A 25,700-nucleotide genomic window follows, 5' to 3' on the forward strand; every position below is an offset into this window, starting at 1 on the left:
CAAATATCGTTTAAAAATGAAATATTTGGTAGGATTTAAGCAGGAAAAACTATTATATCGTTTTCGTAAAAAGGGAGTTAGCCTTAACTTAATCGTATTCTTGGATCAAGGTAGGCATAAATAATATCAACAAGGATATTGATAACAACAAATGTAGCTGCAATTACCAGTACCGATCCCATTATAACCGGAAGATCGAGTGTGTTTAAGGCTTCGACAACCTCTTTGCCCAATCCGTTCCATCCGAAAATGTACTCCACAAAAACGGCTCCGGCAAGCATGGAGGCAAACCATCCCGAAATAGCCGTAACTACAGGGTTAAGTGCGTTTTTGAGTGCGTGTTTCCTGATAATACGGATTTCACTTAATCCTTTTGCCCTTGCTGTACGGATGTAATCCTGACTGAAAACTTCAAGCAGTGAATTACGCATAAGCTGTATTACCACGGCAAGCGGACGTATACCCAAAACTATAGCAGGGAGAATAAGGTTTTTCCATTTTATGTATTTGCCTTCGCCAAAGTCGTCTACCTCATAAAGGCTGCCTGTCATGTCCAGATGGGTGTATTTGTGTAACAGGAAACCAAATACCCAGGCAAATAATATGGCAGCAAAGAAAGAAGGTACACTCATGCCCAGTGTACTTACAAGTGCAATAAGCCTGTCTATCCAGGTATCTTTGTAAAGGGCAGATAGTATGCCCAGTATAATCCCTATAATTATGGCAATAATAATGGCAGATGTTGCCAGCACTACAGTATTAGGCAATGTGTCGCCGATAACCTGAGTAACCTTTTTTCCGTTTTTTTGGAAGCTTTCCCTTAAGTAGGGCGTTTTCAGTACGATAATAGTGTTACCTATGGTAAAAAGTTTGGCAGCATTGTATTTACCTTCTGTAAGGTAAGTATAATCGTCTGGGTTTGTACTGTGAAATGACAGTACAGACAGGTCGTTTAAATAATACAGGTACTGTTTAGAAACGGGTTGGTCAAATCCGTACTTCTTTTTTATGATGGCAAGCTGCTCACTATTTTCATTTTGGTCCAGCATCATGCGGGCAGGATCGCCGGGTAATACCGTAAACAAAAAGAATATTACCGTAACGACTCCAAAAAGTGTTAGCAGTGCATATCCTGTTTTGTATAGAAGGTATTTTATCAATTATTTTTATTAATTATTGGGTAAAGTTTTGAATAAAGCCATTTTGAAAAATTATATCCGTAATTTATTGTAAGAAACAATCCTATTATTATCATGACTAATCCATTGTAAGTACTAAGGTCATGTTTTGCTATAAAAACATGATATAGGCCAAGGCACATTGGTAAAAAGCTCAGATATGATTTAAAGATTTTCATCTCTAACTTTATTTCTTTTTATTGAAAGCGTCTTTAAAAACCTGGTAAACAAACATTACGGCAAGTATCATAGACAGTATTAGCAACAGCCATCCGGCAACCATCATTATGGTTCCCATGGTGGTATCGGTCGATCCTTTACGGGTTAGTATAAAACCTAAAAAGTAAAAGAAAGCAATGCCTAAAAAATTTTTTAACCTGCCCGGTTGTTTAGGGTTTGACATGATGTTGTGGTATTATGGTAGTGAAACTTCGTCAATATCATTCCAGTGTGCTTTTTGCACTATAGTACCGTAGTTTAGTACCACTATACCCGGATTAGCCCTGATAATGGTTTTAAGGGCAGTGGCATCACAAAACATATAATCGAAATTAAGATTAAAGTTAGCTGTTTTATCAGCAATAACTGTTTCGTCAGATGCTGTTGCACCCACTACTTTATAGCCTCTTTCACCTGCTCTTTTAGCAAAGTCATTCAGCTTTGCAAGTCCGGCATCACTTGCTTTATCAAGGTTGTATGAAATAAGCAGTATTACTTTAGGATCTTCCAGTAACTCAGCTGTGTGATCTACACCGTCTCTTTCAAGAGAGAAATCGTGAATTGGCGGAACATAACCTTCTTTCACAAGCTTATCCATACGATCTACAAACTCGGCATCAGCAGGAATTTTATCCAGTTCTTTGTCGGTAAATTCGGTATCAACGCCGTTTACTTTATAAACAAATACCATTTCGTATTCCGACTTAGGAGCACCTTCAGGTACTTCCATTCCCTCCTGTATGTTGGTTCCTACTTTATAAGCCCTGAAATCTTTTACAGGCAGGTGGTTAAGTACATAGTAGCCAAACCATCCGCAAAATACAAAACTTGCAAGTACTACAGTGTTGGTTACTGCCGGACCCGCAATAGGTTTTATAAGGTTCTTATTGAAAAACAGTACTATAATCAGTAAGAGTAATACCACATCTTTAGTGAACGATTGCCAAGGGGTAAGCTTTAATGCATCGCCAAAACACCCACAGTCGGTCACTTTATTAAAGTAAGCAGAGTAGAAGGTAAGAAAGGTAAAAAACACTATCATGAGCAGTAGGCTCCACGTGGTAAAACGCGATTTGAAACCTACTAAAAGCATAACGCCCAAAATGACTTCAAATATCACGACAAACACAGCAATGGCAAGAGCAAACGGAATAAGAAATTCCATGTTAAGGACACCGGCACCAAAGTATTCTTCCAGTTTAAAGGAGAATCCCATTGGGTCGTTTAACTTAATAAGTCCCGATATGATAAATAATACTCCTACGAGTACCCTGCAAATGTGTGTAAGTATTTTCATGATAGTATGGTATAGTTTTTCTCAAAAATAAAAGATATGTTCCCTCTATTTGTTAATGAGTTGTTATTGGTGTGCTTTCATGTGGATAAGAGCAAAAACCGAATAGTTTATCATGTCCTGATAATTGGCATCTATCCCTTCAGACACTAATGTTTTTCCTTTATTATCTTCAATTTGTTTTACACGAAGTATTTTTTGAATAATAAGGTCGGTTAGGGAACTTACTCTCATATCACGCCATGCTTCGCCATAGTCATGGTTTTTGGCTTCCATCAGTTCTTTGGTAAGGGCTACCTTCTCATCATATAACCTTGTAGCTGCATCTACATCAAGATCGGGCTGTTCGGCAATACCAAGGTCAATTTGAATAAGTGCCATGATGGAATAGTTGATAATCCCAATAAATTCAGACGCTTCACCTTCGTTTATCTTACGGGTTTCATTCTCCTGAAGGCTTCTTATACGCTGTGCCTTAATAAAAATCTGATCGGTAAGTGAAGGCAGGCGTAAAATGCGCCATGCGCTGCCATAATCCTTCATTTTGTTTATGTACAGTTGCCTGCAGTGGGCAATTACGTTGTCGTATTCCTGAGAAGTATTCCTCATTTCGGTGTATATTTGCTTGAAATTTTTTCAAATGTACTAAAAAGCCCCCAACTCCCAAAGGCGCTTTTTTAATAATACCATGTAAATATGACCATCAATTGCAAAGGCAGGCTAATAGATTTGACACAACCAAAAGTTATGGGGATTTTAAACTGTACCCCTGATTCGTTTTTTGACGGAGGGAAGTATAAGGCCGAGGCCGAGTTTACCCGACAGGCAGCCCGTATTTTGAGTGAAGGTGCCGATTTTATTGATATAGGTGCATATTCTACTAAACCTAATGCCGAGTTTGTAAGTGAGGAGGAAGAACTGGCACGCATGGTACCTGCTGTAGGGATGGTTTTAAAGCATTTTCCGGAGGCGGTAATCTCGGTAGATACTTTTAGGACTAAGGTGGCAAAAGCGGCGGTTGAGGCCGGTGCTGCTATTGTGAATGATATTGCTGCCGGTAACCTAGATGATAAAATGCTGCAAACGGTGGGCGAACTAAAAGTGCCTTACATCATGATGCATATGCGTGGTACTCCACAGGATATGGTTAAGCTAACCGACTATGACGATATTATAAAGGAAATGTTGTTGTACTTTTCCCAAAAGATAGTCGAAGCCCGAAGTTATGGTATTGATGATATAGTGATAGATCCCGGATTTGGTTTTGCCAAAACACTACAGCAAAACTATGAGGTACTCAACAAGATGGAATTGTTTAAAATGACCGAATTGCCTATACTGGCAGGACTATCGCGAAAGTCCATGATATACAAACTACTGGGTATTACTCCGCAGGAAGCCTTAAACGGAACTACCGCACTAAACATGGTTGCACTAACCAAAGGTGCTAATATTTTAAGGGTACATGATGTGAAGGAAGCAGTGGAGGTGGTTAAGATGTATTCACAGTTACAGGTTTCGGGTTCCTAGTTTACACGTAACCCGAAACAAATAACCCGTAACCTATTGATGATGATAAGGTTCATTCCTTAAAATAGTAAAGCCTCGGTACAGTTGTTCTATAAAGAAAAGGCGTACCATTTGGTGGCTAAAGGTCATGGACGATAGTGATACCTTGCCCTGTGCTTTGCTGTAAACAGCGTCTGAAAAACCATAAGGCCCGCCAATAACATACACTAAAGTTTTAACGCCCGAATTCATTTTCTTTTGCAGTTCGTCGGCAAACTTCATACTGGTAAAGGTTTTTCCGTTTTCGTCCAAAAGTATAAGCTGATCGGTAGCCGAAAGTTTGGAAAGTATAAGTTCGCCCTCTTTTTCTTTTTGCTGTGCCTCGCTCAGGTTTTTTACGTTTTTAATATCGGGGATAATTTCCAGGTCAAACTTTACATAAAACGATAACCTCTTAGTGTAATCGTCTATAAGAGTTTGCAGGGATTTGTCATCGGTTTTGCCTATAGCGAGTAGCTTAATGTTCATAGGGTATATGGCTTAAAACGGCAAAGATACAAAGTTAAAAGGAAGCTGTTATTTAAACGTTAGGAGAAATTCCGGTTATGGGCTTCAAGGGCTTTTTCTTCTTTCTTTTTAAGCTTTTTTATTAAAATGGCGCGAATCACTATTATTATAGGTATGGTTAACAGTGTACAAAAGAAGATAAATAAAACTATTCCTAGTGCAATAGTCATGGGGGAATCATCTACAAAAATATATTGCCCCCTTAACCACATCACCATTATAAACAGTGAAGAATAAACTAAATTTAATATCAGAATACCTAAAACTATTGTGCCCAAAGAGGTGTTGGCAAATAATTTTTTTCTGAATACAATAAAAAACGGGACAGTAATAGGGCAAATAAAATAAATAAGAGTTCCAATCATTATTAAACCGTTTTCAGGTTTACCGAAAATAGTACACGAATAAATAAAACAAGCCTGAAAAAGAGCTATTAAATAGGAACGTTTAAACCATTTCCACGGGTTGTATTTTACAGGTTTTATAAATTCTTCTTCGTTAATAAGGTCTTGCATTAGTGTGGCTTTTAGTGGTGGCTAAAAATAATAATATATTTTATTTATAAAAAGCGAACCTTAAATGGGTTCGCTTTTTTGCTTTATTTTTTTTTGTAATAAAAGTAATTAGTAATAATAATGCAATATCTTTAAATATACTTGTTTAAGAATTCGAGGCCGTAGAATTTGTTCGTACTTTGTTTAAAACGTAACCCGATATTCCGCCAATAAGAGTACCTAATACTTCACTATTCACTTTCCCTGACAATCCTAAAATTAATATTGACATAGTTAGTAACAAAACAGTACTTATTTCAAGTACTACATTTTGTGAGAATCCTTCCGAATACTCTATTCCGTCTTTATTTTTTTTGTTTTTTAACAGAGCAGGACCTAAGAATAACAGTAATATGGTTAAACAGAAAAGAGGTAGTCCAAGCTTTATGGATAAACTGTTAATTTGGGTTTCTTTCTCTTCCATTTGCTGAAATAAATCTGTCAGTTTACCCTTTTTACCCTTTAGTTCACTGTTGCATTTTTCAATTTTTTGAGTTACTGTTTTTATTTCATTATCAATAATCAAATTTAGATTTGTATTTATCTTAGGGATTAAACTGTTAATTTTTTGTTTAAAATTATCCAGCTTACTCTCAGTTGTTAATATGGGTTTTTTATTCTCATAACGGGTTTTTTCTATTTCCCTTATAACAGATTCGGAGTAAAGTTCTTGTGTAGCTCTGTATATCAGCCTCATGAGATTTCTACTCTCACTATTTGTTTCTATGTCATATAGAGTTTGATATTGCTTGTTTAATTCATCTAAAATAATCGTTTCATCCTGATATATTTGGGCTTCATTATGGGCTGTGATAGAACTTCTTATTTTTTCGATGGCTTCGTTTAGAAAACTGTCTTTTAAATTTTCAGCTTCGTTTTTGAGAGAATTAAGGCTAACCAGATATTTTTCCAAAGCAGCTTTATTGTTTTCTAAATCTTCGATTTTTCGTTTTGTTTCCTCAATAACTTCATTTATCTGGTATTGATTTAGATAATTATAATTTTCTTCAATTTCTGTATTGGCTTCCTGATCTTTCAGATCATTTGAAGGTTGAGAGAAACTGTTTATTGAGAGTAACAGCACTATAAACTGAATATACTTTTTCATGATGTAATTCAATTAATTAAAGACTAAATCCGGAATCGTAGCTTTTGTAAGTCCTTCATCAATATTATTAAGGATTGTTTTATAGTCCTCTATAATTTTAGAAAGTTCGTTTTCTAGGCTTGCAACTTCATCTGTGGCATTGTTTTCTTTTAGGCTTTTTATTGCTGCCTTTGTTTTTGCTATGGCATCGTCATAATAACTGCAAACATTTTCTCTTTCAGCAAGAAGTTGTGATCCTATTTCATCATTCATTTTACTTATTTCCTGTGCTATTTCAGACTGTAGAGACATTTGCATATCTTTTTCGGCCAATGCTATTTTTGCGGACATATCCTGGCTAACATCTTCAATTTCATTTTCCTGCTGTTCAATTTGTGTACTGATTTTTTTTAGGTAGAATTGAGGTAATTTTAAAATAATTTCAGTGGTTTCCATCCTTACAACAGGTTTGTCAAAACTTATTTCCTGAAGCTTTGAGGTAAACTTAGGTATGTCTGTTTTGATTTCTATGGTTTTCATATAAGTTTCGGGTTTATCACCATATACACAGGTCATTTTAGTGTATACCTTAATTCCTTTTACTGTTATTTCTGGCTTTTTGAACAAGCATGTTCTAACCATTCTTACGGCAGGAACATCAAATTTTATTGATTTTAACTCCATTCTTACTTCAGGAATATGAAATTTAATAATTTCCCTTTCCATGGAGAATTTTGGAATGTCAAATTTGATTGAAGTGTTTTTCCATTTTACGTCAAACGTTGCATCGAGTACAGCTTCAAAACCATTTGGGTCGGGAGAATCATCAGTAATTTCATTAATCTTTTGAGCTCCTTCCTTTTTTATTTTTTCAATTCTTTCTTCAAATCTGGCTTTTACCTGATCTATTTTTTGTTGAATTTTTTCGTTGTTAATTTCAGACATGACTTTTAAATTTAATGTTAATAATTTAGTTTGTTGTAATTGTAAAATTATAAGTCTTTATAAGGCAATAAAATACCTAACAGTGGGGATTTTTGTTTTTATCACTAGTTTACAGTTTACATTCTTCCCTTCCATTTCCCGAAAAAAACCACTACTTTAGCAATACTATAATAAACACACATGATTTCGGATATTCAATTTCAAAAAGAACTCGATATAATTATTACCAATGCCATTAGGGAAGATGTAGGTGACGGCGACCACAGCTCGCTTGCCTGTATCCCTGCAACTGCTACAGGGCGTGCCAAACTACTGGTAAAAGATAACGGTATACTGGCAGGGGTAGACTTCGCTAAACAGGTATTTGCCTATGTAGACCCAAACCTTGAAATTGAGGTGTTTTTACAGGACGGTACAGCAGTAAAGTATGGCGATGTGGCTTTTCATGTTTCGGGGAGTTCGCAGTCCATACTAAAAGCCGAAAGACTAGTGCTTAACGCTATGCAGCGTATGAGTGCCATTGCTACCAAAACCAAAAAGTATGTAGATATACTGGAGGGTACAGGCACCAAGGTGTTAGACACCCGTAAAACCACACCGGGAATACGCGCCATAGAAAAATGGGCAGTAAAGATAGGCGGAGGGGAAAACCACCGTTTTGCGCTGTATGATATGGTAATGCTAAAAGATAATCACATTGACTTTGCAGGCGGAATCACTCAGGCAATTACTAAAACGCACGAGTATTTAAAGGCAAATAATCTTGACCTAAAAATAATTGTAGAGGCGCGTGATCTTGATGAGGTTCGTGAAATCATCTCAAATCCCGGAGTGTATCGCATACTGCTGGATAATTTCGACTATAAACAAACGCGTGAGGCGGTAGCGCTTATTGGTAACTATTGTCAAACCGAATCATCCGGAGGTATAAACGAAGACACTATGCGTCATTATGCCGATTGTGGGGTTAACTATATATCATCGGGTGCATTAACCCATTCAATTTACAATCTGGACCTTAGTTTAAAAGCATTTTAATGTCGTTAGAACTGGAACATAAACTGGAGCGCATCCCTGTTCTTAAATATTTGGTTAGGCTTGGTAAAAGCATCAAGCTGCCATGGGGAGAGGGATTAACGCTTTATCACCTTACAGAGCTTTATATATCCGGTATTGTAAAAGGCGATGTGTCTTACCGTGCCGGTGCTATTGCATTCAGCTTTTTTATGTCGCTGTTTCCGTTTGCTCTTTTTATTCTTAATCTAATATCCCAAATTCCTATTGAGGGCTTTAGGGATGATTTTATGGATTTTGTTAGGGAAAATGTGCCACCTAATACATATAGTGCTGTTGAGTCCATACTGGATGATATTATGCAAAACAGTTACAGCAGTCTGCTTTCAACAGGTATACTTTTGGCTATACTCCTTATGTCAAACGGAATGAATGCTATTCTAAGCGGATTTCAGTCGTCACTGCATATTACCATTAAGCGAAGCTTTTTCAGGCAGTATGCCCTTGCTATAGGGTTATCACTGGTGTTATCTACAATACTTTTAGTAACTGTAGCGGCAATAGTTATTTTACAGATAATTATAGCGCAGCTTAAAAGCAGAGGCTTGCTAAGTGACGATGTGATATATCTTGAAATAGGTAAGTATATTTTCCTGGTACTTATGGTATTAACTATTACCTCAATGCTGTTTAAGTTTGCTGCAAAAGAAACCAAAGGAGCTGCCTTTTTTAGTTACGGTTCGGTTTTTACTACCATACTGTTTGTTATAACTTCTTATGTGTTTGGTATTTATGTGGTTAGGTTTGCCCAGTACAACCAACTGTATGGAGCAATTGGTACGCTTCTTGTACTTATGCTGTATATTTGGATTAACTGTTTTATTCTTTTATTAGGATTCGAATTAAATGCGTTAATTCATAAATTAAAAAGGAAAAATTTATATATTTAGTAAAAATTAAACGTGTTTTTTATGAAGAAGTACTTTTTAACAGTATTGTTTGTTGCTATTGCCGGAATATTTTCGGCTGGCGCTCAGGTAACCGGGAAGTGGAAAACCATTGACGATGAAACCGGTGAAGCGAAATCTATCGTTGAGATTTATGAAAAAGACGGTAAGGTTTACGGTAAAGTCGTGGAGATACTTAACCCGGCTAAAAAAGATGCCAAGTGTACAAAATGTAAAGGCAGTGATAAAGACAAGCCGATACTTGGACTTGTAATTATAAAAGGATTAGAGAAAGATGGCGATGAATATACCGATGGTGATATTCTTGACCCGAATAAAGGTAAAACATACAGCTGTACTATTAAGCTTGACGGAGAAGACAAGCTTGATGTAAGAGGGTATCTTGGATTTTCTTTTATAGGCCGTTCTCAAACATGGCATAGGGTAAAATAATATTGAAAACTAATACAATATAAGAACACTCCGCAATGGAGTGTTTTTTGTTTTTATGATATTTTCTCTTACTTATAAATAAAGTGGGATTTATCATTCCGATACAGAGTGAGGAATCTCAATAGAGGAAGTCTTAAATATATACCCCAGTTGTTTTATATTTGTATTCAAATCTAATTATAAGCCTGTATGCCCTTTTTTATAGAAGTAATTTTACCATTATCTCTGCCAAAACCTTTTACCTACGCCATAAACGAGGCTGAGTATGGTTTTATCAAAAAGGGGATGCGTGTAGCGGTTCCGTTTGGGCGTAATAAGATTTACACCGGAATGGTAACCGACCTGCATCAAAATCCGCCCCAGTTATATCAGGCAAAAGAAATCCACCAGATACTTGACGATTTTCCTATTGTTACCGAAACTCAGCTAAAACACTGGGGCTGGATAGCTTCCTATTACATGTGTAATATAGGCGATGTATATAAGTCAGCTATGCCAAGCGGCTTTCTTTTAGAGAGCGAAACGCTTATTACCTCTAAAAAGGATTTTGATGTCAGCGATATTCAACTTTCAGATGACGAATATTTGGTATATGAAGCCCTGCAAAAACAATCGGCATTAAAAGTACAGGAGGTATCGGCTATTCTAAATAAAAAAGCAACGCTTCCGGTAATCAATAAGCTTATTGCTAAAAACGCCATTTCTTTACAGGAGGAAATCAACGAAAAGTACAAGCCTAAAACTATCCGCTATATCAGGATGCCACAGGAACTAATGCAGCAGGATAAATTAAGCGGACTTATGGAGTTGTTGTCACGTTCCCAAAAACAAAGGGATTCCGTAATGTATTACTTTCAGTTGCAGGCAAGAGATAAGAAACCAATTAGTAAAAAACAGTTTACAGAGGAGTCGGGTGTATCATCAGCAGTAATAAAATCATTGGTTGATAAAGGTGTTTTTGAAGAGTATATCCTTGAGGAAGATCGTATTCAGTTTGAGAAAGATGACAATTCGGGCTTTGAGCTGAGTGATAAACAACAGGAGGCTTTTGAGTCGGTTAAACAAAGTTTTGATACCTATCAGGTAACGCTGCTGCATGGTATAACCTCCAGTGGTAAGACTGAAATATATATTAAACTCATTGAAGAGTTTATAAAAAACGGTAAGCAGGTGTTATACCTGTTGCCTGAAATTGCACTTACAACCCAACTGGTGGTGAGGCTAACAGCCTACTTTGGTAATCAGGTGGCGGTGTTCCATTCCAAATACTCCAATAACGAACGTATTGAAACCTGGCAGCAGGTATTGGAAGATTCAGAAAAGGCACGTGTAATAATAGGGGCGAGGTCAGCATTATTCCTGCCGTTTAATGATCTTGGGCTTATAGTGATAGACGAGGAGCATGAGCAAACCTTCAAGCAACAGGATCCGGCGCCACGCTATCATGCACGTGATGCAGCTATAGTGCTGGCAGGGATGTATGATGCTAAAGTATTACTGGGTTCGGCTACTCCGGGTATAGAAACCTATTACAATGCCACAGGAGGTAAGTATGGTTATGTACAGTTAACCGAACGCTATGGTAAGGTATTGCCACCCGAAATAGTTTTGGTTGATATTAAAGATAAGTACAAACGCAAGCGTATGACGGGGCATTTTAGTGATACCCTTAATGAGGCTATTGCCGAAGCACTTAGCGAAGGCAGGCAGGTTATACTTTTCCAGAACAGGAGAGGGTATTCCCCTTGGGTAGAATGTATGACGTGCGGACACGTACCGCAATGCCCGCAGTGTGATGTGAGTTTAACGTATTATAAGTTTAAAAACCAACTGCGCTGTCATTATTGCGGCTATAATATTGCGAACCCTACACACTGCCATCAGTGTCATTCGACCGATTTGTCTACTAAAGGTTTCGGTACAGAGCAGATTGAAATGGAACTGAAAGGTTTATTCCCTGCAAAAAATGTATGGCGAATGGATCAGGATACTACACGTGGTAAATTTGGCTACGAAAAAATAATAGATGCCTTTAAAAACAGGGAGATAGATATACTGGTAGGTACGCAAATGCTGGCAAAGGGACTTCATTTTGATAATGTAAGCCTGGTAGGGATACTAAATGCCGATAATATGTTGTACCAGCCTGATTTTCGTGCATTTGAAAGGGCTTACCAAATGATGGTGCAGGTAGCCGGCAGGGCAGGGCGTAAGGATGTAAGAGGTAAGGTACTTATACAAACTTACAATCCGTTGCATAATATAATCCAGCAGGTAACCAATAATGATTATCCTGCCATGTATAAAGAGCAGGTGTATGAAAGGCATAACTTTAAATATCCGCCGTTCTACAGGTTAATAAGGTTAACCTTAAAGCAAAGGGATTATGAAAAATTAAAAAATGGGGCATTGTGGCTGTATAATGTATTGTCGGAAAACCTTAATCTCCCGGTGTTGGGGCCCGAGGAGCCTGCTATAAGCAGAATAAGGAATGAGTATATACGCACTATAATGATAAAGTTGCCACAGGGTAATTCAATTGGGGGCACCAAAAGAGCAATAGTAAAAATCCTGGACAGTTTTGACGCTATACCTCAATACAAATCAATAAGGGTTTCGGTTAACGTAGATCCTTATTAAGAAGATGCCTTGTTAAGGGCTTTAGCCAGTTCTTCTTTTTTGTTCCTGCTTAGTGGTATTTTCACAGGGCCTATTTCGGCAAATTTGCTGTTAAATCGTTCTACGCGGTCAATGTTAATTATAAACGACTTGTGTACACGCATAAACTTTTCGTCAGGAAGTTCGCTTTCAAAAGATTTCATTGTCGACAGCACAAGGTGGTTTTCCTCTTCGGTAATAATCTTCACATAGTCACCATAGGCTTCAATCCATTTGATTTTGGAAATAAATATCTTGAAGTTCTTAAGGTTGCTTTTAATGAAGATAAACTCACCATCGTCTTCGGTGTTTTCTTTTCTTAGGTTTTGCAGGTCCAGTGCTTTTTGCACGGCCTTGTTAAAACGGTCTTTAGTTATGGGTTTATGCAAATAGTCGATAGCTGCATATTCAAAAGCCTTGAGGGCATAATCTGACTTGGAGGACACCACAATAATCTGTGGTCTTTTTTTAAGTCCGTCCAGCAAATCAAACCCGCTTTGAACCGGCATTTCAATGTCCAGGAACAAAAGGTCAACAGGCTTGGTTAGGATACAATTCCGTGTTTCCGACGCATTTGAGAAATCACCTACCAGGTTAAGATCCGGGTGATCGTTTACGAGCTTGGCAATCGTGATCCTATGAATTGTGCTATCGTCAACAACAACACAGTTTAGTTTCATGATTCAATTAGGTTTGTAACGTTTAGCAATGTTTTTTGGTTTTTTAGTTTGGATAAATACAAATATAGATAAAAAATCTACTTTTTAACTTTTAAAAAACTAATTTTTGCGCTTGCAGGATAAATATTATTGACTAAATTTGCAGCCAATTTTATAACATACTAATATATTGTATTATGAATCATTATGAAACTGTTTTCATCTTGAATCCCGTTTTATCTGAAACTCAGGTAAAGGAAACAGTAAGTAAGTTCGAAGATTATCTTACTTCTAAAGGGGCCGAGATCGTAGCAAAAGAAGACTGGGGTCTTAAAAAATTAGCTTACGAAATTCAACACAAGAAAAGTGGTTTTTACCACCTGCTTGAGTTCAAAGCAACCGGAGATGTACTAATTGGTCTTGAGACTGAGTACAGACGTGACGAGAGAATCATGCGTTTCCTTACTGTAACTTTAGATAAGCACGCTATCTCATGGGCAGAAAGAAGAAGAGAGAAACTAAAAACTAAAGCAAACTAATTATGTCAAGTATAGAACAGTCAGCTAAGGGAAAAAAAGACGGGGATATCAGATATCTTACGCCTTTAAACATAGAGACGAACAAGACTAAAAAGTATTGCCGTTTCAAAAAATCAGGTATCAAATATGTTGATTATAAAGATCCTGACTTTTTATTGAAATTCGTTAACGAGCAAGGTAAAATTCTTCCTCGCCGTTTAACAGGTACATCTTTAAAATACCAAAGAAAAGTGTCTGTTGCAGTTAAAAGAGCACGTCATTTAGCATTAATGCCATATGTGGCTGATTTATTAAAATAAAAAGGAGGCAGTATTATGGAACTTATACTTAGACAAGACGTACAGAACTTAGGTTTTAAAGATGATATTGTAACAGTTAAGCCAGGATATGGTCGTAACTATTTAATACCACAGGGTTTTGCAGTTGTTGCAACTCCTACAGCTAAAAAAGTATTAGCTGAAAACCTAAAACAAAGAGCATTTAAAGAGCAAAAATTAGTAGACGACGCTAAGAAAATCGCTGAAGCTATTAAAGCTCTTGAGATAAAAATTACTGCTAAAGCAGGTGGCGAAAAACTATTTGGTTCTGTAACCAATGCAGATATCGCTGAAGCTTTAGAGAAAAACGGTCAGACTATTGAGAAGAAATTCATCAACAGTGGTATCGTTAAGCGTGTAGGTAAATACACTGCATCTGTAAGATTACACAGAGAAGTAATTGTTGAGCTTCCTTACGAAATCGTAGCTGAGGTACAATAATTATTAAAATTATACCTAAAGCCTTCCGGTAACGGAAGGCTTTTTTTTTACACTTAAAAAAGTAATATGAAATATATCAGATTGACTAAAGAACAACTGGAAGAGTTACACGAGGAATTTGCAAACTTTTTGGCTTCTCAGCAAATTGATAAGGCCGAGTGGGATCAGATAAAAGCAGAAAAGCCCGAAGTTGCCGAGCAGGAACTGGATGTTTTTTCAGACCTTGTATGGGAAGGTGTACTTACCCAAACAGAATATATGGAACATTACTCTAAAAACCACATCTTTTTATTTAAGCTGGGTAAAGAGGAAATGGAAAGTATAGTGATACACTCACACGTGGCACACGCTGATTTTTTAACCGAGGGCGGACTACAATGGCTTAATGAGAATCTGTTTTCAAAAGAGGTAGAAATCAAACGTGGTAAGAAACCTTTTGGAGAGGACAGGAATGCAGAGGTTTTTGATATACTTAAGCAGGGTGCTATTTTAACCAATGGTGACCTTTACAAACAATTTGAAGATATGTTTTAAGAAATCGCCCTCAGGGCGATTTTTTGTTTTTTATAAACTTATCAGGGTATTTGTCAGTGCAAATACTTTTTAATTGCTAATTCTCAAATTAGCATATATAAACATTTCCCGTTATTTAAAAGTTGGTTAAATTAGCACTGTAAACTAACTTTTTATTCAATGGATATCCTTCAGACTATTCAGGCGCTTAGGGAAGAGCTTAATCAACACAATTACAACTATTACGTACTCGATAACCCAACCATTACTGATTTTGAGTTTGATATAAAACTTAAAGAATTACAGGAACTGGAAGCCAAACACCCTGAATATTTTGACGAAAATTCGCCTACACAGCGTGTGGGAGGTAGTGTTACCAAAAACTTTGAAACCATACAGCATGAGCATCGCATGTATTCCTTGGATAATTCATACTCCAAAGAAGAACTATTGGAATGGGAAAAGCGTGTGCAAAAAGGGCTTGGTACTGCAGATGTGCAGTATACCTGTGAGCTTAAATATGACGGAGCTTCCATAAGTATAACTTATGAGAATGGCAGACTGCTAAGAGCTGTAACCCGTGGTGATGGTTTTCAGGGGGACGATGTTACCGCTAATATAAGAACCATACGTGCCGTGCCTATTAAGCTAAAGGGTGATTATCCTGAAAAGTTTGATATTAGAGGAGAGATTGTACTTCCGTTAGACGGGTTTGCTAAAATGAATCAGGATTTGATTGAGATAGGCGAAACACCTTATGCAAATCCGCGTAACACGGCATCGGGTAGTTTAAAGTTACAGGACAGTGCCGAAGTGGCAAGGCGTCCGTTAGACTGCCTGCTTTATTCTATAATTGGAAATAATCTGCCTGTTGCAACTCAGTATGAAGGACTTGAAAGTGCCCGTAAATGGGGTTTTAAAGTACCAAAGGAAGCTAAACTTGCCCAAAATATTGACGAGGTAATGGCGTTTATTGATTATTGGGATGAACACCGCCATGAACTGCCTTATGAGACTGATGGTGTTGTTGTTAAAGTAAACGATATTCACCAGCAGGAAGAACTGGGCTATACGGCAAAATCGCCACGTTGGGCTGTTGCCTATAAGTTTAAGGCAGAGCAGGTTGCAACGAGGTTAAATTCCATTTCTTATCAGGTAGGGCGCACAGGGGCTATCACTCCCGTGGCTAATCTGGAGCCGGTACAGCTAGCCGGTACTACCGTAAAACGAGCCTCATTACACAATGCCGACCAGATTGAGAAACTGGATGTGCGTGTGGGAGACGAAGTGTTTGTGGAAAAAGGAGGAGAGATTATTCCTAAGATTATTGCAGTCGACTTTACAAAACGACCGGAGGATTTACAGCCTACGGTTTATATAACCCATTGCCCGGAATGTAATACACCATTGGAACGTAAAGAGGGCGAAGCACAGCATTACTGCCCTAATTTTTATGGTTGTCCTCCGCAAATTATAGGTAGGGTACAGCATTATATTTCCCGTAAGGCTATGGATATAGAAGGTCTTGGAGGAGAAACGGTTGCCTTACTGTATAATGCAGGGCTTATTGAAAACTATGCCGACCTGTACGATCTTAAAAAAGAACAGATTGTTCCGTTAGAGCGCATGGCAGACAAATCGGCCGAGAACCTTATTAATGGTATAGAGAAGTCTAAAGAGATTCCCTTTGAGCGTGTACTCTATGCTTTAGGTATTCGTTATGTTGGAGAAACCGTAGCTAAAAAACTGGCAAAACATTATAAGACTATAGATAATTTGGCGTTGGCTTCATTAACCGATCTTATTCTGGTAGATGAAATTGGGGAGAAAATAGCTCAAAGTGTAGTAGATTTCTTTGCCAATATAGAGAATGTAAGATTAATTGAACGTTTAAAAGGTTATGGTGTTCAGCTTGAAGCTGTAGCTAAGGAAGATACATCTGTAAGTGATAAACTGGCTGGTAAAACGCTGGTAGTTTCGGGTGTGTTTGAGAAGTTTTCCCGCGACGAACTCAAAAAGGCTATTGAAGATAACGGCGGTAAGGTAGGGAGTTCCATTTCCTCCAAAACCGATTATGTGGTAGCCGGAGATAATATGGGGCCTGCCAAGCTGGAAAAAGCCAACAAGCTGGGTGTAGCCATAATAAGTGAAGATGATTTTATAGAGCTGGTAAAATAATGACAGATGCTAAGATGCTTAGTTGTTAAGTGTCTTAGCTTTCCAGTAAACGTCTTTGCCTTAGAATATCAAAACCTCTGGGCTCAATTTTATCAAGAATAAAGGTTTGTGTTTGAGTGTTATGTTTAAGGAGAAAGTTTATTTCGAGTGTATTTCCTTTTTGTGTGATACTGTTTATTTTGTGTAGCGGAATTTTATAATTGTAATCAATTTTGATGTTAAGGTGTTCGAAAATGAAGTAATAAATAGATGCATATACAAAAAATACAATTATACCATTGATGAAAGACGAATTGTATAGTGCTAAAAATACAACTATTGTTATTAATGAAAGCAGATAAGTCAGTTTGTAAATAATAGTTGTTGCAGGTCTTTGTATGGGAGACGTTTTTTTCTTCTCTTTTAACTTCTCTACATACGACCAGTTGCCCGTTTCGTTTAGATACAGGTTTTCATCATCAATATTTATATAACCGAAGCGGTATTTAAAAAAATCTTTCATTACAGGTTTTTAATATCCGTGGTTGATTGTGGTAATAGGTTTAGCTTTTGCAGTATGTCAAAACCTTTTGTCTCTACGTCATCTATATTTTCCCTGTCGGGCTCGTTTGCTTCGTTGCGAAAGGTGATTCTTACGCCTCTTTCCCAGTACTCAACCGATTCAATTTTTGATAGTGGTATCTTATAACGTTTCCCTAATTCGGGGGCGAAGTATTTGTATATAACAAAACCTATTGCGGCTAAAAGACCAAGTCTTTTAACGGTTGCACCAACAGTTGAAAAATCAAGAATATTAAAATCACTTGCTTTGTTCAGCATGTAAAAGGCTCCTAATGTTAATCCGCCAAAAACAATAAATAAAAACAGGTTATTACCGGCAATACGTGAGCTGTTCTGCCTTTTGGTTTTTGGGCTCTTTTCTTTAAGTTCGCGGGCTTCCTGCCAGTTACCACTATTGGTAAGGTACAGGTTTTCGCTGTCTATATTTACATAGCCTGTGCCGTACTTAAAATACTGTTTTTCCATGATGTGGCTAGTTGGTGTACGACAATATTAGTACTTTATTCTTTAACAGCCAAAGCTGGGTAATCCTGTTACGGTTAAAAAATAGGTCGGGGTGTCCGCTGTAATTTTCGGGAGAACTGTTCAGTTCGTTTTTAATATTTTGGGGTAACCATTTAAAGTTAAAAGCTTCTTTTTTAAAACCGGGAGTATTGTAATCAACGTTATTATACTCTTCCTTTATTCTTTTAAAAATACTGTCGTTGTAGTAAAGTACACCTTCAAGATAATAATCAGAAGGGCCGGGTACCGTACCAAAAGAATTATTGTTAATAGTTAGTTTGTACTGAACCGAATCGGGCTGTGCGGGTTTTAAATTGAGTTGCTTCTCTAATTTGGTAATATCTTTAGATGTAATAACTTCTGTTTTACTGTCTGTTTCGTTGCATGATATAAGCAGTAGTGTGGCTGCTGCAATAGCCATAAGGTTTTTCATAAGTAGGAGTGGTTTACAGCAAATATACTAAATGCTTACACTACTATTGTTCTTCCGTTAAAGGTTTTAGAGCCGTTTTCGAAATAAAAATCAATTTGCCCAAGGTTTAGTCCGTAGCACCCTACCTGATTGATAACCACCTCTTCACCATCAAGGTTTTTCTCAATGTATGGTTTGTTTAAAAAAGTATGGGTATGTCCGCCAATAATAAGGTCTATATGCCTTGTTTTTTGAGCCAGAGTAATGTCACACACTTTTTCCGGATTGTTTCTGTAAGCAAAGCCAATGTGTGACAGGCAAATTACAAGATCACATTTTTCGTCCTGTTTAAGTGTTTTGGTAATATCTTTAGCAACTTCAATAGGGTCGTTGTATACGGTTTCTTTGTAAAGGCGTTGGTCTACCAGTCCCGCAAGTTCAATACCAAGCCCGAAAACCCCAATCTTAATACCGTTTTTTACGAATACCTTATACGGCTTCACGATACCATCAAGTAGCGTGTTTTTAAAATCGTAGTTGGCCGACACAAAATCAAACTGTGCGTGTGGCAATTGTGCATAAAATCCGTCAATACCATTATCGAAGTCATGATTGCCTAACGTGGCAAGATCATACTTAAGCATGCTCATCAGTTTAAATTCCAGTTCGCCGCCATAGTAGTTAAAATAAGGTGTACCCTGAAAAATATCTCCGGCATCCAGTAACAGTACGTTTTCGTTTTCCTGCCTAATGCTTTCTATAAGTGTGGCTCTACGTGTCACGCCGCCCATGTTAGGGTTTCTTGGGTCATCGGCAGGGAAAGGATCAATATGGCTGTGCACATCGTTAGTATGCAGTATGGTAATTTTTTTGGCAGGTTCAGTAGTAAAACTGCTAAGGGAAAGTCCGCCTAATACTAATGCCGATCCGGCTGCGGTTTTATGTATAAAATCTCTCCTTTTCATGACTATTCGGTAATTATGCGTTGTGTTGTAATAACGGGTAATGTATCTGTTTCCTTAAAATAATCTATAAGCAGGTTTCTCAGCTTATACTCCACGTCGTAGGTAGCGGTTGATTTCTTAAAGAAGTTCATATTGTCTCCGCCGTTATATAAGTAGTCAGACGTAGCTACATGGTACGTTTGGTTATCAGTTACAGGTTTACCCTGTACTGTAATGTTTTTTATCTTGTCGTTACTGTCAATAAAAATTTGCATACCACTAAGCGGATGTGGCTTTTTACCGTCAATTAAATACTGTGCAATTTCCTTTATTTCTGTACCTTTAAGTGTGGCAACTATAAGGCTGTTTTCAAAAGGCATAATCTCATAGGCGGTACGGGTTGTAACGTTTCCTTTAGGAATTATTGCACGAATTCCGCCATGATTTAGCAGGCAAACGTCTAAATGCTTATTTTCGCGTTGCTGTAACAGTTTATCGGCTTTTTCAAAAGTAACATCGGCCAGCAGGTTACCTATTGTGGTTTGCCATCTACCTTGGCTCTTGTCTAAGGTTTCGGGGCAGTAGGCTAAAACGCTGTCCAGGTCCTTGTTTATATGGTTGCGATAGGGGGCTATAAAAGCCTCGATTTTAGAGTCGTCTTTATAGTCTGAAGTGATGCTTATTTTTTTGCCTTCAATCTTGCTATTATATAGCTTACTGCTGCTGCATGACAGTAATGAAGAGAAAGTTAAAAATAAAACAAACCAGCCGGCAGGTGTGTTATACTTTTTATGGAATGCCATTGTACTGATAGTTATTTAAATTAATTTTGCACTCAACAAGTAAAGGTACTATGTTTTTAAAGTTTATTAAGGGCCTTGGGTTAAAAAAAAACATTAAGAAATGTTTAGCTCAATATAAACCTGCCGGTATGCCTCATAAGGTAGTTAAAGTAGGATTATTGATAGATGAGGCTCTGTTTACGGGTAAAAAAAATGCTTTATCCGAAATTACCAAATATGGTATAAAAGAAGAAAACATAAGCCTGCTTGTTTACAGTAAGGGAGTATCTCCAAAAAATGAAGCACAAATGGAATACAGGGCGTATTCCCGAAAGTTTGTTTCGGCAGGAGGGAACTTTGTAAAAGAACCTGTCGCTTCTTTCGTAACTGCGCCGTTTGATTTGCTTATCAGTTATTATAATACTGACAATCCGTTACTGATGCTTGCTACGCTACAGTCTCAGGCAAAATTTAAAGTTGGGTTAGCCAGTGCCGATTTAAGGCTTAACGACTTTACCATTGCAGTAGAGCCTGCAAAGTATAAGGAGTATATGTCCGAACTTTTTAAATATTTGAAAATACTAAACATAATATAAACTATGCAGTCATTAACAGGTACGGGTGTTGCGCTTGTAACCCCATTCAAAAAAGATTTTTCAGTTGATACCGATGCGCTTACGAAAATTGTGAATTACCAGGTTGAGAACGGTATAAACTACCTTGTTGTTCTTGGTACTACGGCCGAATCAGCCACTTTGAACAAGGACGAAAAGGAACTTGTTATAAAGACTGTTATTGAGGCTAATGCAGGTAGACTTCCGTTAGTGCTTGGTGTGGGAGGAAACAATACACACGAAGTTACAGAAGAACTGAAAAGCCGTGATCTAAGTGCTTTTACAGCAATACTATCGGTTTCTCCATATTATAATAAACCAACTCAGGAAGGGATATACCAGCACTTTAAAGCAGTAGCAGAGGCTTCTCCAGTGCCTGTGATATTATATAACGTACCGGGAAGAACGGCAAGCAACATGTTTCCGGCAACGGTAATACGCCTTGCTAATGATTTTAAAAATATTGTCGCTATTAAAGAGGCAGCAGGTGATATCGTACAGGCAATGAGGCTTATTCAGGGGGCTCCGAAAGGTTTCCTTGTAATATCTGGTGACGATATGATTACACTTCCTATGGTTCTTGCCGGAGGTGCAGGTGTAATATCTGTAATTGGTGAAGGCTTCCCTAAACAATTCTCTAAAATGGTTCAGCTTGGACTGGAGAAAAAAGCAGATGAGGCTTATGAGTTACACTATCTTCTTGCCGATTCTATTGATATGATTTTTGAACAGGGTAACCCTGCGGGTATCAAACACGTATTTAAAGCATTAGGACTTTGCGAAGATGTTGTAAGGCTTCCGCTTGTAAACGTTAACGAAGATTTAGCAGGAAGGCTTAACGCTTTTGTTGAGAAAATTCGTTAAATTAGTGGTGTAAACCATTAAAACAAAGAGCCATGTTATCTGATGCAATGCAGTCTGCACTTAACGAGCAGATAAAAGTTGAGGCAGAATCTTCCCAAATTTATCTGGCCATGGCATCGTGGGCAGAAGTAAAAGGATTTGAAGGTATAGCCACATTTATGTTTAAGCAGTCTGACGAAGAGAGGGAGCACATGCTTAAGCTTGTGAAATATGTAAATCAAAGGGGAGGATATGCTGTTATTTCCTCGCTGGATGAGCCAAAGCTTGATTATACCTCATTCAAAACGCTGTTTACACAGTTGTATAATCACGAGGTAAAGGTTTCGGCAAGTATTAACAAGCTTGTAGATATTGCGCTAACCGGTAAAGATTATGCTACTCACAACTTCCTGCAATGGTATGTTTCCGAACAGATAGAGGAGGAAGCTACCGCAAAAGCCATACTTGATAAAATAGATTTGATAGGTAACGATAAAGGAGGTTTGTATCTGTTTGATAACGACATGAAGGTTTTTTCTTCTGCAGGCCATAATATTGTACAATAAAACAATATAATTATAGTTTAAAGAGATGCCTGCGGGCATCTTTTTTTATGGGGTTTAAGCATTGTAAAAAAAGATTTTGTATTCCATAATTATTAACTAAATTTGCAGTTGCTTTAGAAAACTGCGGCCATGAATCGGCGTAAACAAAAAAATATGAGCAAATACTTTTATTTACTATTACTTGCGGTACTTTTTTCCTCGTGTAATGAATACCAAAAAGCCCTTAAATCTGATGACGTTAAGTATCAGTATGAAGTTGCGGTGAAATTATATGAAGAAGGAAAATACAACAAGGTGATAACATTGGCAGAAAAACTTAAACCTGTTTTAAAAGGAAAGCCATCTGCACAAAAGCTGTTTTATGTTTATGCCAAGTCAATGTATTTTAAAAAGCAATATTATAACGCGGCTTACGAATTTGGGAGTTTTGTAAATACCTATCCAAAGAGTGATGTGAAAGAAGAGGCAGCGTTTTTAGCAGCAAAAAGCCGATATATGTTATCGCCGGTTTATTCTAAAGACCAGGCAGATACTTATGTGGCAGTTGCAGCTTTACAAAGCTTTATTGATACCTATCCTGAATCCCAGTATATGGACGAGGCTAACCAGTTAGCAAGGGAGCTTAGGGAAAAACTGGAGAAAAAGGCGTTTGAGATTGCAAGACAATATCATTTAACGGCAGACTTTTTTGGGGATTATGCGGCAGCAATCAAAACGTTTGATAACTTTTTGATTGATTTTCCGGGTACAAAACTAAAAGAAGATGCGCTTTACTATAAATTTGATTCTTCATACAGGCTTGCCATGAACAGTATAGCAAGTAAAAAAGAAGAGCGTTTGGAAAATGCAATAGCAAACTACAAGGCACTTGTCAAATTTAACGGTGAAACCAAATACAGAAAAGAGGTAGACGAAATGTTTGCCGCTATTGAAACCGAATTACAAAAATTTTCTAAATAAGAACGAGTGATGGATTTAAAGAAGACAACTGCTCCGGTAAACACGGTTACCTACAACAGAACCAAAATTGAAGAGCCTACAGGTAACATCTACGAAGCTATTACTATTATAGCTAAGAGAGCAAGCCAGATCAATACAGAGATCAAAAAAGAACTTATTGAGAAGCTTGAGGAGTTTGCTACTTACAACGACAGTCTTGAAGAGATCTTTGAAAATAAAGAGCAGATAGAAGTGTCTAAATTTTACGAAAAGCTTCCTAAGCCTCACGCATTGGCTGTACAGGAATGGTTTGAAGAAAAAGTAGCTTACAGGGAATCAAACAAATAATTTACCATGTCTGTTTTACGCGGCAAAAAAATATTACTGGGAATCTCAGGAGGGATTGCCGCATATAAAACAGCTTCACTGGTAAGGTTACTTATAAAAGCAGGTGCCGATGTACGTGTTGTCATGACACCTGCTTCTAAAGACTTTGTTACTCCGCTAACACTTTCCACATTATCTAAAAACCCGGTTCATTCTACTTTCTATGACGAAGAGGATGAAAATGCGGTTTGGAACAATCACGTAGAACTGGGCCTTTGGGCCGATTTGTTTTTAATAGCCCCGGCGACTGCAAATACCATGGCAAAAATGGTGTCGGGTAACAGTGATAATCTTCTTATAGCAACATATTTATCGGCAAAATGCCCGGTGTACTTTGCTCCGGCAATGGATCTTGACATGTACAAGCATCCCTCTACACTATCCAGCTTTAAATCCCTGCAGGAATTTGGTAATATTATGATACCTGCCGAATCTGGCGAACTTGCAAGCGGACTTTCGGGCGAGGGGCGTATGGCAGAACCCGAAAATATAGTAGCATTTATAGAGAAGGATATAGAAGGTAAACTTCCGCTACGTGGAAAAAAAATACTTATTACAGCAGGACCAACATACGAAGCTATAGATCCTGTACGTTTTATAGGAAATCATTCTTCCGGTAAAATGGGGTTTGATATTGCACATGCCGCCGCAAAAGATGGGGCAGAGGTAATACTGGTAAGCGGTCCTACACATTTAAAAGTATATGGTGATGGTATAACACTTGTTCCGGTTGTTTCGGGAAGGGATATGTATACTGCATGCCATGAGTATTTTGAAGGTGTAGACATAGCTGTGGCAGCTGCAGCAGTAGCTGATTACAGACCTAAAACGGTTGCCAGCCAGAAAATAAAAAAGAACGACAATAATCTTGTGCTGGAGCTCGAAAAGACAACAGATATACTGGCATCACTCGGAGAAAAGAAAAAACATCAGTATCTGATAGGTTTTGCACTCGAAACCGAAAATGAAATTGAGCACGCCAAGCAAAAGATTAAGAAAAAAAACTTAGATTTGATTGTATTAAATTCCCTTAACGATGAGGGAGCAGGTTTTGGTAAACCAACAAATAAGGTTACCTTTATCGATGCACAGTTTAATATAGAGCCACAGGAGCTTAAATCTAAAGAAGAGGTGGCGCAGGATATAGTTAATAAAATTAAAACCAGGTACAATGTATAGATATTTAGGATTATTGTTACTGTTATTATCTTTTTCTGTAAAAGGGCAGGAACTTAATGCAGCGGTTCAGGTTAATTACAGTCAGATTACCGATGCTAATACCCAAATATTTAAAACACTTGAAACTTCGGTTACCGAATTTATAAACAATACACATTTTACCAACAGGAATTTTGAACGTAACGAACGTATAGACTGTGTGTTTTTTATAAACATTACAGCATACCAGTCTAATAGTTTTGATGCTACACTGCAGGTGCAGTCATCAAGACCAATTTTTAACTCATCTTACCTTTCTCCTGTACTTAATTTTAACGACAAGAATTTTGGGTTCTCGTATACTGAGTTCCAAAATATGGTATACAATCCGGAAAGTTATACATCAAACCTTATAAGTGTTATTTCGTTTTATGCTAATATGATTATTGGTATGGATGCCGATACCTATGAGTTTGAAGGAGGAACACCATATTATGAGATAGCACAACGTATCGCTTCTGCTGCACAGCAAAGTGGTTACAAAGGTTGGAGCCAGCAGGATGGTAACCAAAACAGATACTTTTTAATAAACGACATAATGTCTAATACCTACAGAGACTTTAGGCAGGCACTATATGACTATCATCGTTTAGGTATGGATATAATGGCCGATAACAGTAAGGATGGTAAAGAAAAGATTATAGCAGCCATCAATACACTTTCAAAAGTGAACAGGGCAAGGCCAAATGCTTTTTTAACCCGTGTTTTCTTTGATGCCAAGTCAGACGAGGTAGTATCAATCTTCTCTGCCGGGCCTATGGTAACCCTTACAGGCCTTGTAGATACACTAAATAAAATTTCTCCGCTTAATTCTGCTAAATGGAGTACTATTAAATAGTACATTTGTGTAAGCAAAAC

Annotated in this window: 31 protein-coding genes; 17 read left to right on the plus strand and 14 right to left on the minus strand. The window is 37.6% G+C overall.

From position 1 onward, the window contains the following. Positions 1 to 83: 83 nt before the first annotated feature. The 4 genes from ABS768_RS04860 to ABS768_RS04875 all read right to left on the minus strand — a co-directional run bounded on the left by ABS768_RS04860 (position 84) and on the right by ABS768_RS04875 (position 3,300). Positions 84 to 1,160 (minus strand): ABC transporter permease, encoded by a 1,077-nt coding sequence (locus tag ABS768_RS04860; protein ID WP_408073851.1) that lies wholly within the window; start codon positions 1,158 to 1,160, stop codon positions 84 to 86. Between the two features lie 205 nt (positions 1,161 to 1,365). After that, positions 1,366 to 1,581, minus strand: a complete 216-nt coding sequence (locus tag ABS768_RS04865; protein WP_408073852.1) for a hypothetical protein — start codon at positions 1,579 to 1,581, stop codon at positions 1,366 to 1,368. Positions 1,582 to 1,593: 12 nt separating this feature from the next. Then, positions 1,594 to 2,694 (minus strand): BT_3928 family protein, encoded by a 1,101-nt coding sequence (locus ABS768_RS04870; RefSeq protein WP_408073853.1) that lies wholly within the window; start codon positions 2,692 to 2,694, stop codon positions 1,594 to 1,596. A gap of 63 nt (positions 2,695 to 2,757) precedes the next feature. Continuing rightward, a complete protein-coding gene (locus ABS768_RS04875) occupies positions 2,758 to 3,300 on the minus strand; it encodes a DUF1599 domain-containing protein (protein WP_408073854.1) in 543 nt (180 codons plus the stop codon). Positions 3,301 to 3,387: 87 nt separating this feature from the next. Between ABS768_RS04875 and folP the strand changes: the two genes are divergently transcribed. Beyond that, complete coding sequence (gene folP, locus ABS768_RS04880) at positions 3,388 to 4,221, plus strand: dihydropteroate synthase (RefSeq protein ID WP_408073855.1); 834 nt, start codon at positions 3,388 to 3,390, stop codon at positions 4,219 to 4,221. A 33-nt stretch (positions 4,222 to 4,254) separates the two neighbouring features. Here folP and rlmH read toward each other — a convergent pair whose 3' ends face one another. From rlmH to ABS768_RS04900, 4 genes are all read right to left on the minus strand, one after another. Further along, positions 4,255 to 4,728 carry a 23S rRNA (pseudouridine(1915)-N(3))-methyltransferase RlmH gene (rlmH, locus tag ABS768_RS04885; RefSeq protein ID WP_408073856.1) on the minus strand — a complete coding sequence of 158 codons (474 nt, stop codon included), beginning with the start codon at positions 4,726 to 4,728 and terminating at the stop codon, positions 4,255 to 4,257. A 59-nt stretch (positions 4,729 to 4,787) separates the two neighbouring features. Further along, positions 4,788 to 5,282 (minus strand): hypothetical protein, encoded by a 495-nt coding sequence (locus ABS768_RS04890; RefSeq protein WP_408073857.1) that lies wholly within the window; start codon positions 5,280 to 5,282, stop codon positions 4,788 to 4,790. Between the two features lie 145 nt (positions 5,283 to 5,427). Beyond that, on the minus strand, positions 5,428 to 6,429 hold the full coding sequence (locus ABS768_RS04895) for a hypothetical protein (RefSeq protein WP_408073858.1): 1,002 nt from the start codon (positions 6,427 to 6,429) through the stop codon (positions 5,428 to 5,430). Between the two features lie 12 nt (positions 6,430 to 6,441). Beyond that, the gene (locus ABS768_RS04900; protein WP_408073859.1) at positions 6,442 to 7,353 is read right to left on the minus strand and encodes a hypothetical protein; all 912 of its coding nucleotides are present in this window, start codon (positions 7,351 to 7,353) and stop codon (positions 6,442 to 6,444) included. Positions 7,354 to 7,533: 180 nt separating this feature from the next. On the opposite strand from ABS768_RS04900, the gene nadC reads away from it, so the two are divergent. The 4 genes from nadC (at position 7,534) to priA (ending at position 12,407) form a co-directional block, all read left to right on the plus strand. Next, positions 7,534 to 8,391, plus strand: coding sequence for a carboxylating nicotinate-nucleotide diphosphorylase (gene nadC / locus ABS768_RS04905; RefSeq protein WP_408073860.1), 858 nt, complete (start codon positions 7,534 to 7,536; stop codon positions 8,389 to 8,391). After that, complete coding sequence (locus ABS768_RS04910) at positions 8,391 to 9,317, plus strand: YihY/virulence factor BrkB family protein (RefSeq protein ID WP_408073861.1); 927 nt, start codon at positions 8,391 to 8,393, stop codon at positions 9,315 to 9,317. The genes nadC and ABS768_RS04910 overlap by 1 nt, the downstream gene beginning before the upstream one ends. A gap of 21 nt (positions 9,318 to 9,338) precedes the next feature. After that, positions 9,339 to 9,767 (plus strand): DUF2147 domain-containing protein, encoded by a 429-nt coding sequence (locus ABS768_RS04915; RefSeq protein ID WP_408073862.1) that lies wholly within the window; start codon positions 9,339 to 9,341, stop codon positions 9,765 to 9,767. 189 nt (positions 9,768 to 9,956) lie between these two features. Next, the gene (gene priA / locus ABS768_RS04920) at positions 9,957 to 12,407 is read left to right on the plus strand and encodes a replication restart helicase PriA (protein ID WP_408073863.1); all 2,451 of its coding nucleotides are present in this window, start codon (positions 9,957 to 9,959) and stop codon (positions 12,405 to 12,407) included. Here the strand turns inward: priA and ABS768_RS04925 are convergent. Next, positions 12,404 to 13,105 carry a LytR/AlgR family response regulator transcription factor gene (locus tag ABS768_RS04925; protein WP_408073864.1) on the minus strand — a complete coding sequence of 234 codons (702 nt, stop codon included), beginning with the start codon at positions 13,103 to 13,105 and terminating at the stop codon, positions 12,404 to 12,406. The two genes, priA and ABS768_RS04925, sit on opposite strands and share 4 nt — an antisense overlap. 176 nt (positions 13,106 to 13,281) lie before the next feature. Between ABS768_RS04925 and rpsF the strand changes: the two genes are divergently transcribed. From rpsF to ligA, 5 genes are all read left to right on the plus strand, one after another. Beyond that, positions 13,282 to 13,623, plus strand: coding sequence for a 30S ribosomal protein S6 (gene rpsF / locus ABS768_RS04930; RefSeq protein WP_408073865.1), 342 nt, complete (start codon positions 13,282 to 13,284; stop codon positions 13,621 to 13,623). A 2-nt stretch (positions 13,624 to 13,625) separates the two neighbouring features. Continuing rightward, complete coding sequence (gene rpsR / locus ABS768_RS04935) at positions 13,626 to 13,922, plus strand: 30S ribosomal protein S18 (protein WP_114678073.1); 297 nt, start codon at positions 13,626 to 13,628, stop codon at positions 13,920 to 13,922. Between the two features lie 15 nt (positions 13,923 to 13,937). Beyond that, positions 13,938 to 14,381 carry a 50S ribosomal protein L9 gene (gene rplI, locus ABS768_RS04940; RefSeq protein WP_408073866.1) on the plus strand — a complete coding sequence of 148 codons (444 nt, stop codon included), beginning with the start codon at positions 13,938 to 13,940 and terminating at the stop codon, positions 14,379 to 14,381. A 66-nt stretch (positions 14,382 to 14,447) separates the two neighbouring features. Then, positions 14,448 to 14,915: a DUF6495 family protein gene (locus ABS768_RS04945; RefSeq protein WP_157481225.1), complete on the plus strand. Its 468-nt coding sequence runs from the start codon at positions 14,448 to 14,450 to the stop codon at positions 14,913 to 14,915. 159 nt (positions 14,916 to 15,074) lie between these two features. Continuing rightward, entirely contained in the window at positions 15,075 to 17,072 is a 1,998-nt protein-coding gene (gene ligA / locus ABS768_RS04950) for an NAD-dependent DNA ligase LigA (RefSeq protein ID WP_408073867.1), read from the plus strand. A gap of 34 nt (positions 17,073 to 17,106) precedes the next feature. Here the strand turns inward: ligA and ABS768_RS04955 are convergent, their stop codons facing one another. The 5 genes from ABS768_RS04955 to ABS768_RS04975 are packed head-to-tail and all read right to left on the minus strand — an operon-like array spanning position 17,107 to position 20,296. Next, positions 17,107 to 17,574 (minus strand): hypothetical protein, encoded by a 468-nt coding sequence (locus ABS768_RS04955; RefSeq protein WP_408073868.1) that lies wholly within the window; start codon positions 17,572 to 17,574, stop codon positions 17,107 to 17,109. Then, positions 17,574 to 18,098, minus strand: a complete 525-nt coding sequence (locus ABS768_RS04960) for a hypothetical protein (RefSeq protein WP_408073869.1) — start codon at positions 18,096 to 18,098, stop codon at positions 17,574 to 17,576. Before ABS768_RS04960 ends, ABS768_RS04955 begins: the two co-directional genes overlap by 1 nt. Before the next feature lie 7 nt (positions 18,099 to 18,105). After that, positions 18,106 to 18,570: a hypothetical protein gene (locus tag ABS768_RS04965; protein ID WP_408073870.1), complete on the minus strand. Its 465-nt coding sequence runs from the start codon at positions 18,568 to 18,570 to the stop codon at positions 18,106 to 18,108. Positions 18,571 to 18,605: 35 nt separating this feature from the next. Beyond that, on the minus strand, positions 18,606 to 19,514 hold the full coding sequence (locus ABS768_RS04970; RefSeq protein WP_408073871.1) for a bifunctional metallophosphatase/5'-nucleotidase: 909 nt from the start codon (positions 19,512 to 19,514) through the stop codon (positions 18,606 to 18,608). A gap of 2 nt (positions 19,515 to 19,516) precedes the next feature. Next, positions 19,517 to 20,296 (minus strand): 5'-nucleotidase C-terminal domain-containing protein, encoded by a 780-nt coding sequence (locus ABS768_RS04975; RefSeq protein ID WP_408073872.1) that lies wholly within the window; start codon positions 20,294 to 20,296, stop codon positions 19,517 to 19,519. 50 nt (positions 20,297 to 20,346) lie between these two features. Here ABS768_RS04975 and ABS768_RS04980 point away from each other — a divergent pair, with 50 nt between their 5' ends. From ABS768_RS04980 to porD, 7 genes are all read left to right on the plus strand, one after another. Then, the gene (locus ABS768_RS04980; RefSeq protein WP_408073873.1) at positions 20,347 to 20,871 is read left to right on the plus strand and encodes a DUF6913 domain-containing protein; all 525 of its coding nucleotides are present in this window, start codon (positions 20,347 to 20,349) and stop codon (positions 20,869 to 20,871) included. A gap of 3 nt (positions 20,872 to 20,874) precedes the next feature. Next, positions 20,875 to 21,753 (plus strand): 4-hydroxy-tetrahydrodipicolinate synthase, encoded by an 879-nt coding sequence (gene dapA, locus ABS768_RS04985; protein ID WP_408073874.1) that lies wholly within the window; start codon positions 20,875 to 20,877, stop codon positions 21,751 to 21,753. Between the two features lie 32 nt (positions 21,754 to 21,785). Then, positions 21,786 to 22,298, plus strand: a complete 513-nt coding sequence (locus ABS768_RS04990; RefSeq protein ID WP_408073875.1) for a ferritin — start codon at positions 21,786 to 21,788, stop codon at positions 22,296 to 22,298. Positions 22,299 to 22,451: 153 nt separating this feature from the next. After that, a complete protein-coding gene (locus tag ABS768_RS04995; protein ID WP_408073876.1) occupies positions 22,452 to 23,258 on the plus strand; it encodes an outer membrane protein assembly factor BamD in 807 nt (268 codons plus the stop codon). 9 nt (positions 23,259 to 23,267) lie between these two features. Continuing rightward, complete coding sequence (locus ABS768_RS05000) at positions 23,268 to 23,585, plus strand: DNA-directed RNA polymerase subunit omega (protein ID WP_035132863.1); 318 nt, start codon at positions 23,268 to 23,270, stop codon at positions 23,583 to 23,585. A 6-nt stretch (positions 23,586 to 23,591) separates the two neighbouring features. Then, positions 23,592 to 24,803, plus strand: a complete 1,212-nt coding sequence (coaBC, locus tag ABS768_RS05005) for a bifunctional phosphopantothenoylcysteine decarboxylase/phosphopantothenate--cysteine ligase CoaBC (RefSeq protein ID WP_408073877.1) — start codon at positions 23,592 to 23,594, stop codon at positions 24,801 to 24,803. Further along, positions 24,796 to 25,680: a type IX secretion system protein PorD gene (porD, locus tag ABS768_RS05010; protein WP_408073878.1), complete on the plus strand. Its 885-nt coding sequence runs from the start codon at positions 24,796 to 24,798 to the stop codon at positions 25,678 to 25,680. Before coaBC ends, porD begins: the two co-directional genes overlap by 8 nt. The last annotated feature ends 20 nt before the right edge of the window (positions 25,681 to 25,700 follow it).

The sequence above is a fragment of the Flavobacterium rhizophilum genome (genome assembly GCF_046000485.1).
Classification (GTDB): Bacteria; Bacteroidota; Bacteroidia; order Flavobacteriales; family Flavobacteriaceae; genus Flavobacterium; species Flavobacterium rhizophilum.